General features: G+C 65.7%; 13 protein-coding genes. 5 read left to right on the top strand and 8 right to left on the bottom strand.

Features of this window, described 5'->3' with window-relative positions; translation table 11 throughout:
- Window positions 1-145: 145 nt before the first annotated feature.
- On the bottom strand, window positions 146-574 hold the full coding sequence (hisI, locus tag QW887_RS13465) for a phosphoribosyl-AMP cyclohydrolase (RefSeq protein ID WP_316194609.1): 429 nt from the start codon (window positions 572-574) through the stop codon (window positions 146-148).
- A gap of 29 nt (window positions 575-603) precedes the next feature.
- Complete coding sequence (gene folE / locus QW887_RS13460; RefSeq protein ID WP_315714660.1) at window positions 604-1,311, bottom strand: GTP cyclohydrolase I FolE; 708 nt, start codon at window positions 1,309-1,311, stop codon at window positions 604-606.
- Between the two features lie 227 nt (window positions 1,312-1,538).
- Here folE and QW887_RS13455 point away from each other — a divergent pair, with 227 nt between their 5' ends.
- The gene (locus QW887_RS13455) at window positions 1,539-2,000 is read left to right on the top strand and encodes an iron-sulfur cluster assembly scaffold protein (protein WP_315826211.1); all 462 of its coding nucleotides are present in this window, start codon (window positions 1,539-1,541) and stop codon (window positions 1,998-2,000) included.
- Between the two features lie 110 nt (window positions 2,001-2,110).
- Here QW887_RS13455 and QW887_RS13450 read toward each other — a convergent pair whose 3' ends face one another.
- Window positions 2,111-3,001: a hypothetical protein gene (locus QW887_RS13450; RefSeq protein ID WP_316194608.1), complete on the bottom strand. Its 891-nt coding sequence runs from the start codon at window positions 2,999-3,001 to the stop codon at window positions 2,111-2,113.
- A gap of 261 nt (window positions 3,002-3,262) precedes the next feature.
- On the opposite strand from QW887_RS13450, the gene yidD reads away from it, so the two are divergent.
- Together yidD and QW887_RS13440 are read left to right on the top strand one after the other, a co-directional pair.
- The gene (gene yidD, locus QW887_RS13445) at window positions 3,263-3,613 is read left to right on the top strand and encodes a membrane protein insertion efficiency factor YidD (protein ID WP_315749469.1); all 351 of its coding nucleotides are present in this window, start codon (window positions 3,263-3,265) and stop codon (window positions 3,611-3,613) included.
- A gap of 161 nt (window positions 3,614-3,774) precedes the next feature.
- A complete protein-coding gene (locus tag QW887_RS13440) occupies window positions 3,775-3,987 on the top strand; it encodes a hypothetical protein (RefSeq protein ID WP_315714664.1) in 213 nt (70 codons plus the stop codon).
- A gap of 9 nt (window positions 3,988-3,996) precedes the next feature.
- Here QW887_RS13440 and QW887_RS13435 read toward each other — a convergent pair whose 3' ends face one another.
- Together QW887_RS13435 and QW887_RS13430 are read right to left on the bottom strand one after the other, a co-directional pair.
- Entirely contained in the window at window positions 3,997-5,235 is a 1,239-nt protein-coding gene (locus QW887_RS13435; protein WP_409998610.1) for a hypothetical protein, read from the bottom strand.
- Window position 5,236: 1 nt separating this feature from the next.
- Window positions 5,237-6,610 carry an APC family permease gene (locus QW887_RS13430; protein WP_315826213.1) on the bottom strand — a complete coding sequence of 458 codons (1,374 nt, stop codon included), beginning with the start codon at window positions 6,608-6,610 and terminating at the stop codon, window positions 5,237-5,239.
- 340 nt (window positions 6,611-6,950) lie between these two features.
- On the opposite strand from QW887_RS13430, the gene QW887_RS13425 reads away from it, so the two are divergent.
- Window positions 6,951-8,162: an alpha/beta hydrolase gene (locus tag QW887_RS13425; protein WP_410051847.1), complete on the top strand. Its 1,212-nt coding sequence runs from the start codon at window positions 6,951-6,953 to the stop codon at window positions 8,160-8,162.
- Between the two features lie 21 nt (window positions 8,163-8,183).
- On the opposite strand, the gene QW887_RS13420 is transcribed toward QW887_RS13425, so the two are convergent.
- From QW887_RS13420 to QW887_RS13410, 3 genes are all read right to left on the bottom strand, one after another.
- A complete protein-coding gene (locus tag QW887_RS13420) occupies window positions 8,184-8,534 on the bottom strand; it encodes a hypothetical protein (RefSeq protein ID WP_315714667.1) in 351 nt (116 codons plus the stop codon).
- 147 nt (window positions 8,535-8,681) lie between these two features.
- Window positions 8,682-9,857, bottom strand: a complete 1,176-nt coding sequence (locus QW887_RS13415; protein ID WP_316164495.1) for an MFS transporter — start codon at window positions 9,855-9,857, stop codon at window positions 8,682-8,684.
- 102 nt (window positions 9,858-9,959) lie between these two features.
- Complete coding sequence (locus tag QW887_RS13410; protein WP_315714974.1) at window positions 9,960-11,258, bottom strand: hypothetical protein; 1,299 nt, start codon at window positions 11,256-11,258, stop codon at window positions 9,960-9,962.
- A gap of 315 nt (window positions 11,259-11,573) precedes the next feature.
- Between QW887_RS13410 and thrS the strand changes: the two genes are divergently transcribed.
- Complete coding sequence (thrS, locus tag QW887_RS13405; RefSeq protein WP_315714669.1) at window positions 11,574-13,640, top strand: threonine--tRNA ligase; 2,067 nt, start codon at window positions 11,574-11,576, stop codon at window positions 13,638-13,640.
- The last annotated feature ends 19 nt before the right edge of the window (window positions 13,641-13,659 follow it).

Genomic DNA, 13,659 nt, shown 5'->3' with positions numbered 1-13,659 from the left:
AGACCCGCTGTTTGCAGATTCGCTGGCAGACGAACGCGCCGGAAACGTCCGGCAAAATGCGGCGGGCATGGTTAATGGCGAGTTAATTCGCCGGGCCCGGCCGGGCCAATGAACGACCGGACAGACCCGGAGGCAGGTCGCTGGCCTACTTGCGATAGACCTCGGCGGGATCGAACAGCCTGTCGGCATCGACGAAGACGAGCCGCGAGCCGCTGCCGTCATCCGATCGCTCGACCTTGCGATAGAAGCAGGAATGGCGGCCGGTGTGGCACGCCGCGCCAGCCTGCTCGACGCGCAGCCAGACCGCGTCCTGGTCGCAATCGGTGCGCATCTCGACCACGCGCTGGGTCTGGCCCGAGCTCTCACCCTTGCGCCACAACGCATTGCGCGAGCGACTGAAATACCAAGCTTCGCCGGTCGCCACCGTCTTGCGCAGGGCCTCCTCGTTCATGTGGGCGACCATCAGCACGTCGCCGCTCACGGCATCGGTCGTCACACAGGTGACGAGGCCGGCCGCGTCGAACTTGGGCAGGAAGGCCAAGCCCTCCTCGCGCTCAACTGAGGATGAAGACACGAAACTCTCTGCTCAACGGGTTGGCAGGCTTACCGTTGCGGCGACCGCACCATGGACAGGAAGCGCGACTGCTCGGCCGGATTGTCCCTGAACATGCCGGTGAAGCGGCTGGTGAAGGTGATGGCGCCGTGCTTGGCGACGCCCCGCACCGACATGCAGGTGTGCTCGGCCTCGATCATGACGGCGACGCCGCGCGGCTTCAGCACCTCGTCGATCGCAGCCGCGATCTGGGCGGTGAGATGCTCCTGGGTCTGCAGGCGGCGGGCGAAGATGTCGGTCAGGCGCGCCAGCTTGGACAGGCCGACCACCCGCTCGACCGGCGTATAGGCGATATGCGCGCGGCCGTAGAAGGGCATCATGTGATGCTCGCATTGCGACGTGAACTCGATGTCGCGAATCAGCACGAAGTCGTCATAGCCGGCGGTCTCGCCGAAGGTGCGGTCGAGCACCTCGGCCGGGCACTGGTGATAGCCCTGGTACAATTCATCATAGGCCTCGACGACCCGGCGCGGCGTGTCGACCAGCCCCTCGCGGGTCGGATCCTCGCCGATGTAATTCAGGAGCGTGTAAACCGCGGCCTCGGCTTCCGCGCGCGACGGCCGTGGCCGATCCGGCCGCACGGCGGCGGCGAGAAAATCGGCAGGATCGAGCTCTGCAGCGCGGGGGTCAGTCAGCTTGGCGTCTAACGGCTTGCCCTCGGGCTTGTTCGCGCGCAACGTCTTGATCAAAGTGTCCATCTCAACTCCGTTCGACCGGTCGGCGGTCCGACCGGAGTGTCACCGGCACAGCATCACCTTGAGGGCGTCACCTGCAGAGGTGCCACACGCAGGCTGAGCGCCTCTCGCGCCGGACGCCTGTGGATGTGGCTGGAATTCCTGCCAATCGTTTCCATATACTCGCAATATAGGGCGATGAAACCCGGCCGCCAAGGCCGCCACGCCGGTAATTCCGGGACGTCAGGCACATGCTGAACGACATCTACAACAAGCGCATCATCGAGCTGGCTGGCAACATTCCGCGGCTCGGACGGCTGGACCACCCGGACGCCACCGCCACCGCCCATTCCAAGCTGTGCGGCTCGACCGTCAAGGTCGACCTCAAGATGGACGGGCCCGTGGTGACCGACTTCGCCCACGACGTGAAGGCCTGCGCCCTCGGCCAGGCCTCCTCCTCGATCATGGCCCGCCACGTCATCGGTTCCAGCGCCGCGGAGCTGCGCGAGCTGCGGGAGACGGTGAGAAGGATGCTGAAGGAGAACGGTGCGCCGCCGGAAGGCAAATGGGCCGACATCGCCCTGCTCGAGCCGGTGCGCGACTACAAGGCCCGCCACGCCTCCACGATGCTGACCTTCGATGCCGTGGTGGATGCGATCGGCCAGATCGAGGCCAAAGCCAACGGCGAGCAGCCGGCCGCGGCCCAGGGCTGAGGCGGCATCATTCCCCCGCACGTCAAAATCGCATAGCCAGCTCGCGCGAGGGTGACGGCACCTGTCGCCCCTTTCGGACGCTGGCGCCGGTTCGCCAGCGACGTCGCTGCCTATTGCGGCGGCGTCGCCGCCACCGTCGCCGCCGGAAGCGCTTCGGCGGTGCGGGAGAGTTGCTTGTCGAGCGCGGCCGGGAAGCGGTCCTGCTGCTTGTCTCTGGCCTGCGGCTTCGGCGCGAGCTCGGCGACGGGCACCGCCCCCTTTGGCGGCAGCACCTCGGCGACCAGATCCGTGGTCACGATATTGGTGAGCCGCAGCTCGGCGCGCGACAGCTCATGCAGGTCCTCCCAGGGCGGCACGTTCAGCGCCAGCGACAGCAGATCGCCCGCTCCGCCCATGTCGAAGGTGTATTTGGCGAGACGCCCGATGTCGCGCTCGACGATCATCAGGTCCTGCGCCGAATAGCTCGCCGCCTTGGCGTCGTCGGCGCGGTCTCCCATCCAGATCTGATGAACGCGGACATGGGCGGTGTCCGGAACATAACGCGTGGTTCCAGCCAACAGCAGGAACACGCACATCGACTCGCAATAGGCCTCGGGCACCACGCGCGGCCGGTCACCCGCGCGGCTCGGACGCTGGGTCATGCCGACCGTCGTGCGCATCTTCAGCCCACGGAACCGGCGACCCAGGGTGATGGCGTCGTTGACCGAACCGCCGCTGGAGTCGAGCACCAGGGTGGTGCCCGTCAGGTCGCGATCCCTCGCGAAATCCTCGAAATCCTTCGGCGTGTCGCCGGTAACGATCCCGACCGCGCTGACCCAGCCGCAATTCGGCTCGCAGGCGACCCAACCGAACCGCATCGGGAGTTTGCGCTCTTCGAGCGCGCCGCCGGCGCGCGCCGTGTTGGACATAACGGTGATCGCCCCACCGACCACCAAACCAAGCGCTGCCACACCGAGTAGCATCCAGCGCAATTCATGCGACCGCAGCAATCTCACGCGCAATCCGTCCCCCTCGTATAGCTCGGTACGCAGTTCCTCGGTTTTCTTGCGGAAAGACCTGACAAGCTGGCCTCAAATCCGTTATTAGTCTGTCACATCCTTGTCGGGAAACGTATCCGGGCAATCACCGACCGTCCAGCTGCGGCGTGCTGCGGCGCCGCTGAAAACTGGCCATTGTTGCATCACATCACCACAAATGAACGAGAGCAGGGTTCCCAGCGAAGAACCGGTCAGAAGCTCGCACATCCATCTGGCATTTCGCTCATGAAGCACTCATGCTCCGACATCGGCTGCCATTCTGCGCACATCGGGTCGCTGCTGGGGCGACTCCCGCGCCGCGCGGCTCACGCGCTGATCTGGCTTTATCGCCACACATTGTCGCCGCTGGTCGGCTACAATTGCCGGCACCTGCCGACGTGCTCGGTCTATGCTGATGAAGCCATCGAGCGCTTCGGGCTCTGGGCAGGCGGCTGGATGACGCTCGCCCGGCTGCTGCGCTGCCAGCCCTTTGGCACCTCCGGCATCGACAACGTCCCAACGACGGCTCCTGCGCGCGCCCGCTGGTACCTGCCTTGGCGCTATGCGCGATGGCGCGGCGTCAACGGGCCGAACTGAGGTGCAGCGCAACAAGCACCGAATCGATCGATCGACCTCGCAGATGGCGCTGGCGAAATCCCACGCCAGGACTATGCTTCTGCAATGCGACGGCGCTGTCAGCAGGAACCGCGCCGCTTGGACTGGCATTGATGTGACGCTTCCTTCGGGAGGAAACAACGATGCGCTGGACAATCAGCCCCAGAAGCCACCGAGCGCGCAAGAGTGTCGGTCCCGATCATGCCGGCCATCATGACGCACGCCAGGTGGACCTGCTCTGCATCATCGCTTTGTTGATCGTCATTGTCGGTGCCTGGCGCTATCTCACGGACAGCACCGCCCTGCCCCCGCCGACGACGTCCTACATCGTGCCCAGCCAGAGCGTGCACTGGTGAGATTCGCCCCTACCATCTCGGCCAGAAGATGAAATCGTCGCGCCGCGGCGGCGGATAGAGAGGAACCGGCTCCGGCGCCCGCGGCACGCGCCGGGCGCGCGGCGGCGGCTGGTAATCCGTCTCTGGAAGGACGCTCGCTTCGGCCGAGACTGTCGCGTCGGCCGGAGGCGATCTCACCGCGAGCAGGACATTCGATTCACGCGTGCGCCAGCGATAGCCGATCCCGAACTCCAGCGGCTGCGCGCGCTCGAACAGCTTCGCATAGCTCCTCTGATACATGTCCGGAAACTTGTCGATCGGCCCGGCGTAGCGTCCGAACGGCAGGAAACGCCAAGCCCGCGCTTCGTAGCTTGCGAGCGGGATGCCGGAATCGTCCTGGATGATGGTGGCGCTGTTCTTCAGCAGCCAGCTACGGACCCGCCCGAAGCCGTTCTCATGCAACAGATAGGACGCGCTCTTCAGGAGACTGTCGCCCGGCCCCAGCGGCTCGCAGAACTTGAGCAACCCGCTCGCCTTCACGCCGGAATCGGAGAGATCGCTGGAGAAGTAGTAGAGCGTCTTGGCGACCCCGTCGGCGCCGGCAAACAGGATGCGCGCGCCCTTGGTCGCATTGCGCGTCGGCGCCTCGTCGTTGCCGTGCAATCCGCCGTTCTCGTCCAACCAGATCAGACTGGCCTCGCGGATCGTCTTGCCGGTGCGCGCCAGGAAGACGTAGAGGATCGGCAAGGTCCCTTCGAGCTCGCCTTCGCGCAAGTCGACCTTCATGTCCTTGGTGATGAAGAAGGAGAAGCTCAGGACCGATTGCAACGAGCGTTCGACATAGGACAGCGCCGGGCCGATGCTGCCTCGGGGCAATCTGGTCAGGTCCGGGATCGGGCCCGTCGGCTCGAGTGCCGCCAGGACATAGGTCGTTGCCTTCGGATGAAAGGCATCGGCATAGAGAAAATCCGGCCCCGAGAAGAAATAGAACATCGACGGCCGCGGCGCGGCCAGATTGGCATCCGCCCAGGCCCTGATCTTCGACAATTGTCGCTGCTCGAGCTGATTGAAGGCGTTGTCGAAGAACGCCGCGTGCCGCCGCCACGCCGGATCCTGCACGAAGGGCAGGAGCGGCGAGCCCGCTGCTGGCGGCATGCCCGCCAGCACCCGCGCCGTATCGTCCGGCGTGGTGGTCTGAGCCCGAGCCTCGAAGCTCATGGCAAGGATCAGACATGCGACGGCGAACCAGACTCTCGAGACCAACAGCATTTCAATCCGAACCCGATGCGAGCGTTGCGGCGATACGGCGCGATCGCGCGTGAGCGAACCAATAGATCACCAATCCCGACGCCATTGCGCCTGCGCCGAGCCCTGCCTGCAAGGGCCGCGTTGTGATGAGATAGTACATCATGAAGAAGGTCACGCTGAGGAAAATCAACGGCGTGACCGGATAGCCCCAGGCGCGGTAGGGTCGCGTGAGTTCGGGCTGCGCGATGCGCAGCTTGATCAGTCCGAGCACAGCGAGAAGCGAGCAGGACAACAGCGAGAACTGGACGACGTCCAGCACCGCCTCGAAGCTTTCCGTGAACAGCATCAGGGTGGCGACCGTGAGCTGGAACAGCACGGCATAGGCCGGCGCCCCATTACGCGAGCGCCGCGCAAACACCGACAGCGCCGGAATGTCCTCGCCCATCGTCATCAGCACGCGCGGGCCGATCCACATCATCGCGGCAATGGAAGGAACCAGTCCGACGCAGATCATCGCGGCCACGAAGCGCCCGCCGGTCTCGCCGAAGATATGACTGCCCGCGATGCTCGCGACCTGGAGCTGGCCTGCGAGAGCGTCCATCGGTGCAGCCCGCAGGAAAACAGCGTTGAGCGCGATGTAGAGTACCAGAACGATCACCGTGCCCAGCAGCAGCGCGCGCGGCAAGGTCCGCTCCGGCGCATGCAGTTCGCCGATGATGTAGGTCGCCGCGTTCCAGCCGGAAAACGCGTACATCACGAACACCAGTCCGGTTGCGAACGCCGCACTCGTCACGTGGCCGATATCGGCCGCGGTCGGCAGGAAAGTGACCGACTGCGGGGCGGCAATGGTGTAGCCTGCGATGAGAAAGGCGGTGATGAGCGCGAGCTTCAGCATGGTCGACAACAGCTGGAAGCGGCTCGACTGCCTGATGCCGCCGAGCTGCACCGCTGTCACGAGCCAGACTGCACCCGTGGCGAGCAGCATCGGCGGAGCACTGGTGATGACGGCGCGACCATATTCGCCGAACGCCATGGCCGCGAGCGCCACCGGCGCCGCGAAGCCCACCGTCGCCGAGACCCACCCGGCCATGAAGCCGATCGCCGGATGGAACGCCCGTGTGAGGAAATTGTATTCGCCGCTCGAGCGCGGAAACATCGTGCCGAGTTCGGCATAGGACAGCGCCCCGCAGATCGACACCAGTCCCCCGACCGCCCACAGCGCCAGAATGGAGAAGCCGGACGGGATGTCCCGGACCTGGAAGCCGAGGCTGGTGAAGACGCCGACTCCGATCATGTCGGCGATGACGATCGCGGTCGCGACCGGCAAGGACACGGATGGAACCCGGTCGCCGTCTGTCCGGCCCCGGCCGGGATCGTCCGCCTCGGATGCAGCCATCTCGTCGAGGGACGCCCGGCGCCCCTTCCTCTGCCTCAGCCCAGGTTCCCGCCGAAGCATTCAAACATCGTTAACGGGCGTTAAATATGACCTTCTTCAAGGGTATTTTTGAACCGATTTCGGCCGGGCTGGGCTGCGGCATTGCATCGGGCCTCCGGCCGTCCCACAATCGCGACACGTTCGCGTGGTGTGTCCCGGTACGCCCGGGGTCGACCGGACACGGTCCTTAACGCGACCTCAATTTCGGCGGCGCAGGTTGAACGAAATCCGCTGGTTGAAGAGCCGTGTTGCGGCTCGAACGCGTCTTTGGGGACGGATGATCGGGGAAGACGAGAAAGTGGTGACGTCTGTGCGCAGGGGCTCGTGCCTCTGGTGGCGCGCGGCATCGGCGCTGGCAATCTGCCTTTCCTTCACGCATTGCGGCAAGGCGCCTAATCCCGAGGCGTTGGCCGCCAACGCATCGACGGCCCAGGGGCTGACCTTCGACGATCGTTTTCCGGTACCTGAATTCAGCGACCGCTTCCCGTCCGCGCAGGAGAGCTTCCGGCTTCACACGCCCTCCGACTTCGCTCCGAAGCCGGCGCCCTCACAGATCGCATCGCTGGAGCCGCAACGGTCGGAACGGCGGCAGCGTGAGGATCTGACGACCCTCGTCAGCATGCAGTCGTCGGCCTTTCCCTATTTCGGTAACAATCCGGCATCCGACGCGCCATTCCTGAACGTCAGCAACGGTGAGCGCCGCGGCCACCGCAGCTTGTCCGGCCGCGTCTACTGGCAGGACCAGACCTACAACGACAGCCGTGTGCTGGTGCACGTCCCCGAACAATTCGATGTGCGCAAGCCGGGCGTGATCGTCGTGTTCTTCCACGGCAACGGCGCCACGCTGGAGCGCGACGTGCGCGACCGCCAGTTGGTGCCGCAGCAGATCACCGCGGCGGGCGTCAACGCGGTACTGCTCGCGCCGCAGATGGCCGTCGACGCCGCCGATTCGAGCGCCGGCAAGTTCTGGCAGCCCGGCGGCTTCAAGCGCTTCATGGACGAGGCCGCGGCCAGCCTCGCCCGCCTGACCGGCAATCCGGCCACCGCGAAGACGTTCGCCGGCATGCCCATCGTGATCGTCGGCTACAGCGGTGGCTTTCTCCCCACGGCCTGGAGCCTTGAGGTCGGCGGCATCGGCGATCGCGTGCGCGGCGTCGTGCTGCTCGATGCGGTCTACGGCCAGCTCGACAAGTTCGCCAACTGGGTCGAGCGCAACCGCTCCGGCTTTTTCATCAGCTCCTACACGCGCTATACGGCGCGGCATGATCAGGAACTGATGACGATGCTGCGCAATCGCGGCATCGAGGTCTCCGAGGACATGGAACGGCCGCTGCGCCCGGGCAGCGTCGTCTTCGTCGAGACCGACGAGGGCATCACCCATCGCGACTACGTCACGCAGGCATGGACCCGCAACCCGATCAAGGATGTGCTGGTCAAGATGGCGGCCGCCCAGCCGCCGATCCGGATCGCGGCCGGAGCCCAGGACATGTCGAACCGCGTGTCGAGCCGCTGAGACAGAGGCCGCCGCAATGCCTCAGGACTTCGGAAGCTTCTCGACGAAGCCGTTGAAGCAGGCGAGCCGCTCATCCTCTTCCTTGGTGAACTTGCAGTCGCCGACCACCTTGGCCTTCATCGCCTTCGGCTTGGCTGCCGGCGGAATGACGGCGTCGTAGCAGTTCAGGCGCTCCTTGGTTCCGTCGTCGATCTCCAGGCAGGCCTGGAGCTTGGCGGCCGCCGATTGCGGCTTGGCCGGCGCGGCGGCGGCGGTCTTCGTCCCCTTCGGCTTGACCTGCACCAGCGGACGGTCACCGACCATCGGCGCGCTCTGGGCCAGCGCAGGGGTGCACAGCAGCACTGCGGCCAGGCTCAACATCATCTTCTTCATGCCATATCTCTCTCATCCGACCCGTGGGCACGCGAGGACGTCCGTCGATGCTACTCGCCGGCCGTGGCAGAATCCACGCCCCAGCAACCCCCACGACATCGGCCTTTAATCCGGTCGGGCCGGCTTTGCCAAGCGCCAACCCGCTGCTCAGGCCGGAACCGCGGTCCGCGCGCGCTGGCGGCTGGCCAGAATTGCCAGCAACGCCAGAGTTAGGAACATCAGTGCGACGTAGCCGGTGGCTCCGAGCAGGTCGCGTGCAAACAGGCTGCCGCCGATCGCGGAGCCGATGGCCTGGCCGATATAGAGCACGGAGGTGTTGAGCGACACCGAGGCCGAGGCAAGCGGCGGCGCGGCTGCCACCAGCCGAACCTGCTGCATCGAATTGGTGGACGCAAACCCCAACCCCCAGATGGCGACCGCCACCGCCATGAGGCCGTAGGTGCCCGCCGCCAGCGTCCAGGCCGACACACCGGCGAACATCAGGCAGGTGAACAAGAGCGATGTCCGGTAGGCCCCCCAGCCATCGACGATCCGGGTTGCGATGACGACGCCGAGAAAGCCGCAGGCGCCGTAGATCGCGAACACGAGCCCGATCTGGTTGGAGTCCGCGCCAGTCAGGCGCTTCAACAGCGGTCCCATGAAGGTGAAGATCACGAACTGCCCCGACATCTGCAGGGTCGTGACCAGGAGCAGCAGAACCACCAGACGGTTACGGCCGAGCTCGGTCCAGGTCTTCAACGCAACCGGCGCGCCCTTCAGGCCGGATGGCAGGCGCCATGTCAGCAGAACAAAGCTGACCGCGCCGGCCGCACCGACGGCGAGATAGGCAGCCCGCCAACCGGAATGACTGCCGATGAAGGTGATCATGGGCAGCCCCACGGCGGCCGCCAGCGACCAGCCCAGGAAGACATAGGCGATGGTGCTGCCGCGTCTCTCGAGCGGGCTGATCAGCGCCGCCGTCCCGGCGGCCTGCGGTGTATAGAGCGCGCCGACCGCGAGCATCACCAGGCGCAGCACCAGCAGGCTCGCATAATCGGGCGCAAACGCCGAGGCGAGATTGCCGAGCGTGAGCACCATGAGCGTCGCTGCGAGCAGACGGCGGCGATCGAAGCGGCTCGTCAGCCAAGCGGTCAAGGGCGAGCAGATGCAGAGCACCACCGCGCCGAAGGTGATCAGGAGCCCCGCCGTCTGAACGCCGACAGCGAGATCCGAGGCGAGCTCGGACAGCAGGCCGGCGGGCGCGAGCACCGAGCAGCCGGTGACGAGATTGCCGAGCATGAGCGCGGTCGGCGCAAAGCGCCCGGAAGCGGAAGTGGATGTCATCGCGCCTCAATAGCAGAGAATTTCATGCATTTGCATGAAAATGTCTCATGCCGCCCATGACTTTCTTTCGTCCTCCCTCCTTCGTCCTGGCCGCCATTCTCGTCAGGGCGCGGGGGCGGACTGCGCCGCCGAGGCCTGCGGCGAGGGAATCTGCGTCCACGGAACCGGCGTACTCGTCGGACGGGCGACGGCCTTGGACGGCGGGCAGCTCTCGATCAGCATCTTCAGAGCAGATTGCAGGCCTTCGCTGCTCACCGGAAATGTCGAGACATTGCGACGCGCGACATTCAACAGGGAATCGCTCAGCTCGGCCGACGGCATCAACGACAGCGTTTTCACCTGGCTTGCATTCAGGAACACGCCCCAGGTCTCGCGGTCGCCCGACCGCCGCGGCGGCGAGAGGAAATTGAGCCGCATATCTCCGCTCGCCATTGCCAGCGGACCCGGCGGCGAGCCGGCCGGCGCGATGCGCTCGACGTCGAGCTCGAAGCGGTCCTGATCGAAGCAGACCATCTGCAAGCGCGTGGTCTGGAACGTGCTCTCACCGTCCTTGCGTGCGAGAATGGTCTTGTAGGCAATCCCACGGCTGGCGGTCTCGAACATCCAGGGGCTTTCGACCCGCTGCCGCCTGTCGAGCGCAAACCGCGCGATCTCCTCCCGCGTCAGGATGCGCATGCTCTCGAACGGAACGGACCGCGCCACCGTGAGCAGAGCGGGATCCGCGCCGAGCTTGGTGATGTAGTCGAGCACCATCTTGTCGGCCCGCGCCATCGCCTGCTGCATCGCCTGCGCCCGCATCTCGCGGGTCGGCACGCCGCCGGTGAAGTTCAGGATGACGCGCGGCGAATGCACCGCGAGCGTCGCATCCGCTGCGATGTCACGCGTGGGCGCGCCGAGCAGCATGTAGGGACAGGCCGAATTGCACATCGCCCCCCGCGTCCAGACCTCGCCATGCAGCTCGCGCCCGGACAGCTTCAGCTTGGTACAAGCTTCGCCCTCCTGAGGCTCGAAGCCACACTCGCGCAAGGTGGTGCGTCCCACCCGCACGGCGGCCTTGCGCTCGCGCAGCATGTCGCCGATGGCGAGCGCCTGCTGCAGATTGCCGCCTGGAGAATTGAAGTAGATCGGCAGTCTGCGCTCCCCGATCTGCTTCATGAACTTGCGAAAGCGCGCCGCGGCGCCGCCGTCGATCTTGCCTTCGGCGGCGATCCAGCTGTCACAGCCATGTCCACAGGCGTCCGAGGAGCCCTTGACGAGAGCGAACGCAATCGGCGTCGAGCCGTCGGCGACCCGCGGCGGCGCGGCGCGGCGCGCGGCCGGCCTGGACTCCGTTGCAGGCCTGGCCGGGGCACCCGGCCTCGCATGTGCCGCGGGCTTTGGCTGGGTCGCCGGCTTTGGCATCGCCGGAACGGCCGCGAGCGACGACAGGCTCGACAACACGAACACGATCAGCGCGGCCCCAACATGAATGCCGCCGCGCCGACACACAGACAGCGGCGCCTCTCCTGCAGACTCCATCGCCAAACGCGTCCCCACGCCCCGAACACTTGAAGTTGTATCATACCGGCCCGCGGCGGCAATCTCCGCATCGCCGCACCAGCCGCAATTGGGCGGTTTTCCCGTCCCTCTCCCGGTTGCAGCCTGAAAATCCCCTGCTATACCCCTTGCTCCCGCTTACCTGCGCTCGTTCGCAGGAGTGAGCTCAAGGAGTGACCCATGTCCGATCCGAAATCGCCTGATTCCAAGTCCGACCAGCAAAAGTCCAATTTCCAATACAGCCTCAGCAACCTGAAGCCCGCCGCTCCGGTCGAGAAGATCACCATCAGCTTCCCCGACGGCGCCCGGCGTGAATATCCCCGGGGCACCACCGGCTTCGACATCGCCAAGGGCATCTCGCCCTCGCTCGCCAAGCGCACCGTCGCCATGGCGCTGAACGGCGATCTCGTCGACCTCAACGATCCGATCAATGAGGACGCCAGGCTCGAGCTCGTCGACCGCGACGATCCGCGCGCGCTGGAATTGATCCGGCACGATTGCGCGCATGTGCTGGCCGAGGCCGTGCAGGCGCTGTGGCCGGGCACCCAGGTCACCATCGGCCCTGTCATCGAGAACGGCTTCTACTACGACTTCTTCCGCAACGAGCCGTTCACGCCCGAAGACTTCGCCGCGATCGAGAAGAAGATGCGCGAGATCATCGGCCGCGACAAACCCTTCACCAAGGAGGTGTGGGACCGCGCGAAGACCAAGCAGGTGTTCCGCGACAAGGGCGAGGCCTTCAAGGTCGAGCTGGTCGACGCCATTCCCGGCGAGGAGCCGATCAAGATCTACTACCAGGGCGACTGGTTCGATCTCTGCCGCGGTCCGCACATGACCTCGACCGGCAAGATCGGCAACGCCTTCAAGCTGATGAAGGTGGCGGGCGCGTATTGGCGCGGTGACTCCAACAATCCGATGCTGACCCGCATCTACGGCACGGCGTTCGCCAAGCAGGAGCAGCTCGACGCCTACCTCAAGCAGATCGAGGAGGCCGAAAAGCGCGACCACCGCAAGCTCGGCCGCGAGCTGGACCTGTTCCACTTCCAGGAGGAAGGCCCGGGCGTCGTGTTCTGGCATCCGAAAGGCTGGAGCATCTTCCAGGCGCTGATCGCCTATATGCGCCGGCGCCTCGCCGGCGACTATGACGAGGTGAACGCGCCGCAGATCCTCGACAAGTCGCTGTGGGAGACCTCCGGCCACTGGAACTGGTATCGCGAGAACATGTTCGCGGCGCAGTCCGCCGGCGACGAGGCCGAGGACAAGCGCTGGTTCGCGCTGAAGCCGATGAACTGTCCGGGTCACGTGCAGATCTTCAAGCATGGCCTGAAGAGTTACCGCGACCTGCCGCTGCGGCTCGCCGAATTCGGCGTCGTGCACCGCTACGAGGCCTCCGGCGCCATGCACGGCCTGATGCGCGTGCGCGGCTTCACCCAGGACGACGCGCATGTGTTCTGCACCGAGGACCAGCTCGCCGACGAGTGCCTGAAGATCAACGACCTGATTCTGTCGACCTACTCGGATTTCGGCTTCGAGGGTGAACTGACGGTGAAGCTCTCGACCCGCCCGGAGAAGCGCGTCGGCACCGACGAGATGTGGGATCACGCCGAGCGCGTGATGGCGACCGTGCTGAACGAGATCAAGGCGCAGAGCAACCACATCCGCACCGAGATCAATCCGGGCGAAGGCGCGTTCTACGGGCCGAAGTTCGAATATGTGTTGCGCGATGCCATCGGCCGCGACTGGCAGTGCGGCACCACGCAGGTCGACTTCAACCTGCCGGAGCGGTTCGGTGCGTTCTACATCGACGCCGACGGCGCCAAGAAGGCGCCGGTGATGGTCCATCGCGCGATCTGCGGCTCGATGGAGCGCTTCATCGGCATCCTGATCGAGCACTATGCCGGCAGCTTCCCGCTGTGGCTGGCGCCGACCCAGGTCGTCGTCACCACCATCACCTCGGAAGGCGACGAATACGCCAAGCAGGTGCTGGCTGCGCTGCGCCGCGCCGGGCTCAGATGCGAGATCGACCTGCGCAACGAGAAGATCAACTACAAGGTCCGCGAGCACTCGCTGCAGAAGATCCCGGCCCTGCTCGTCGTCGGCAAGAAGGAGGCCGAGACGCATTCAGTCTCCGTCCGCCGGCTCGGCCGCGACGGCCAGACCGTGATGCCGACCGCGGAGGCCATCGCCGCCCTGGTCGACGAGGCGACGCCGCCGGACGTGCGGCGCCGTCAGCGCGAGGCGGCGTGACGTCGTAGCGCGTAGCCCG

It is taken from the genome of Bradyrhizobium sp. SZCCHNRI3052, assembly GCF_032484895.1.
In the GTDB taxonomy this organism is placed as follows: Bacteria; Pseudomonadota; Alphaproteobacteria; order Rhizobiales; family Xanthobacteraceae; genus Bradyrhizobium.
This window is presented reverse-complemented; position numbering and strand designations above follow the sequence as displayed.

Coding starts and splice junctions, on each gene's coding strand:
- QW887_RS13410 (WP_315714974.1), bottom strand. CDS start 11,258: ATGCCAAAGCCGGCGACCCAGCCAAAGCCCGCGGCACATGCGAGGCCG.
- QW887_RS13415 (WP_316164495.1), bottom strand. CDS start 9,857: ATGACATCCACTTCCGCTTCCGGGCGCTTTGCGCCGACCGCGCTCATG.
- thrS (WP_315714669.1), top strand. CDS start 11,574: ATGTCCGATCCGAAATCGCCTGATTCCAAGTCCGACCAGCAAAAGTCC.
- QW887_RS13420 (WP_315714667.1), bottom strand. CDS start 8,534: ATGAAGAAGATGATGTTGAGCCTGGCCGCAGTGCTGCTGTGCACCCCT.
- QW887_RS13440 (WP_315714664.1), top strand. CDS start 3,775: ATGCGCTGGACAATCAGCCCCAGAAGCCACCGAGCGCGCAAGAGTGTC.
- folE (WP_315714660.1), bottom strand. CDS start 1,311: ATGGACACTTTGATCAAGACGTTGCGCGCGAACAAGCCCGAGGGCAAG.
- QW887_RS13435 (WP_409998610.1), bottom strand. CDS start 5,235: ATGCTGTTGGTCTCGAGAGTCTGGTTCGCCGTCGCATGTCTGATCCTT.
- QW887_RS13455 (WP_315826211.1), top strand. CDS start 1,539: ATGCTGAACGACATCTACAACAAGCGCATCATCGAGCTGGCTGGCAAC.
- QW887_RS13430 (WP_315826213.1), bottom strand. CDS start 6,610: ATGGCTGCATCCGAGGCGGACGATCCCGGCCGGGGCCGGACAGACGGC.
- yidD (WP_315749469.1), top strand. CDS start 3,263: ATGAAGCACTCATGCTCCGACATCGGCTGCCATTCTGCGCACATCGGG.